The sequence below is a fragment of the Candidatus Obscuribacterales bacterium genome (genome assembly GCA_036703605.1).
Classification (GTDB): domain Bacteria; phylum Cyanobacteriota; class Cyanobacteriia; order RECH01; family RECH01; genus RECH01.
In genome coordinates, this window is record DATNRH010000693.1 from 1 (window position 1) to 2407 (window position 2407).

General features: G+C 53.8%; 2 protein-coding genes. Both read left to right on the forward strand.

Going from position 1 to position 2407, the window contains the following annotated elements:
- Positions 1 to 135 precede the first annotated feature (135 nt).
- On the forward strand, positions 136 to 1677 hold the full coding sequence (locus tag V6D20_14690; protein ID HEY9817027.1) for an ABC transporter ATP-binding protein: 1542 nt from the start codon (positions 136 to 138) through the stop codon (positions 1675 to 1677).
- A gap of 16 nt (positions 1678 to 1693) precedes the next feature.
- A complete protein-coding gene (locus V6D20_14695) occupies positions 1694 to 2059 on the forward strand; it encodes a cupin domain-containing protein (protein HEY9817028.1) in 366 nt (121 codons plus the stop codon).
- Positions 2060 to 2407: the final 348 nt, after the last annotated feature.

The window sequence follows — 2407 nt, forward strand, 5'->3', positions numbered from 1 at the left end:
ACTGCACCGGCGCAACGGACTATGGTAACCATCTGGCTGCCCTAAAGATGATTACCATGCAAGGGGGTGTGTTTGGTGCCGTAGCCGAGTCGGCGGCCCTCATTGATGCGATTCATTCACTCTAGAGAGATTGCCATGACCACTGCTTCTGTCTCTGCCTCGGATGTGATTAGCCCACCTGATCTAGAAGTGGTCAACATGACCAAGCAATTTGGTAGCTTGGTTGCCCTCGATCACGTCTCCATGCACCTGAAGCCTGGCACCTTCCATGCGCTGCTAGGCGAAAATGGGGCCGGGAAAAGTACCCTGGTCAAATGCATTATGGGGTTTTATCAACCCACGTCGGGGGATGTCTTGGTGGGTAAGCGATCGCGGGAGATTGCTAGCCCCAAAGACGCTCACCAGTACGGCATTGGCATGGTCTACCAGCACTTTACCTCGGTGCCCGCTATGACCGTGGCGGAAAATCTAGTCCTCTCCCGCTTTGATCCCTCCGTGATGATCCGCTGGCAAGAGGAACGCGATCGCCTCCAGGCCTTCATGGATCAGGCTCCCTTCCAAGTTGACTTGGAGGTGCCGGTGGCCCAGCTAGCGGCTGGACAAAAGCAAAAGCTGGAAATTCTCAAGCAACTCTATCTCAACAGTCGCATTCTGATTTTGGATGAGCCGACGTCAGTGCTGACCCCCGGTGAAGCGGATGAGGTCCTGGGTCTGCTGCGTCAAGAGGTGACCAATGGGCGGCTGAGTGTGCTGATGATTTCTCACAAATTCCGGGAAGTAATGACCTTTACCGATGAGGTAACTGTGCTGCGCAAAGGTAAGTTTGCGGGGCATGGCCTGGTCAAGGATCTGACCATTGCTGATCTGTCGTCCATGATGCTAGGAGAGGCAAGAGAACCTAAGGTTGTGGATAAGGTGATCACCGCAGCCGAGCGCCCCGTCCTAGAATTTACCGATATTCACGCTAATAAAGATAATGGACTACCTGCTGTACGAGGTACAAGTCTCACCGTCTTTTCTGGCGAAATTGTTGGGATTGCTGGCGTTTCGGGAAATGGGCAGCGGGAGTTGGTGGAGGTGTTGTCGGGGCAGCGATCGCCCACCACTGGTACGGTCGTCGTCAACGGCACACCCTATGGGGCAACTCGGTCAGAGATGTTCCAAAACAGGGTCTTTTCCCTACCGGAAGAACCCCTGCGCAATGCCTGTGTTCCTCACATGAGCGTGGCGGAAAACATGGCCCTACGCACCTTTGACCGCCCTCCTCAATCCAAGGGAGCATTTCTGCGCCTAGGTTCGATTCGCCAGATGGCCAATCGCCTGATCCAGCAATTTTCGGTGAAAACCCCCACCCCAGAAACGCCCATTAGTCATCTATCTGGCGGGAATGTCCAGCGGGCAGTTCTGGCCCGAGAGTTATCCTCGGATCAAATTAACTTACTGATCGCTGCGAATCCATGTTTTGGTCTAGATTTCTCGGCCGTGGAGTTTATCCATGGACAGATTGTCGCTGCCCGCAACCGCGGCGTGGCTGTCTTACTCGTGAGTGAAGACCTAGACGAACTGCTGTCCCTAGCGGATCGCATCGTGGTGATGAGCGATGGCGAATTTGTCTACGAAAGTGCGATCGCCGACGCCGACTTGAGCACCATCGGTCAACGGATGGCCGGTCATTAACGCCATGAGCCCAACTATGCCCACTCCCCTTGTCTTAACCGATCTATTTCACCTAGCCGAAACGGGCGATCGCCTCCCCTGGCAACCTTTTCGTCCTGGTGTAGAGATTTATCCGCTCTACAGCGATCCAGAGAGCAGTGCTTCCGCAGCTTTACTGCGCTACGCCCCCGGTGCAACGGTTCCTGAGCACATGCACACCGGTTTTGAGCATATTGTGGTTTTGTCTGGCTCCCAGAGCGATCGCCACGGCACCTATTCCGCTGGAACTTTAGTCATTAACTCTCCTGATACGCAGCACAGTGTGGCTAGCGAAGAAGGATGTATTGTATTGATTATCTGGCAACGCCCGGTACAGATTTTGGCAGAGCAGTCATCAACATAGGTTATATCAAATCCGGCTAAACGCACAATTCATATCAGGGGGTGGCAGTACTCCAGATGTCTGCCACCCCCTGATTAAGGGGGTGGCGAAGCGGGGATCGAAGGCAGGATAGTGCAGCTATGAATATGCAACCGGATTTGATATGAGTGATCAGTAGCTGCGATAGTAAAGGGCGATCGCTCACCTCGATGCTCACTTTCCACCAACGCGTCCTTCTGCGGCATTGCTGGATAGAAGGATGAATTGCTCTCATCCCCAACCCTTCTCCCTCGGGAGAAGGGAGCTAAAACTCTTGTCCCCTCTCCTTTTGGGCTACCGCTTATACACATCTTAGAGATGAGCCAGTGA

Coding starts and splice junctions, on each gene's coding strand:
- V6D20_14690 (HEY9817027.1), top strand. CDS start 136: ATGACCACTGCTTCTGTCTCTGCCTCGGATGTGATTAGCCCACCTGAT.
- V6D20_14695 (HEY9817028.1), top strand. CDS start 1,694: ATGCCCACTCCCCTTGTCTTAACCGATCTATTTCACCTAGCCGAAACG.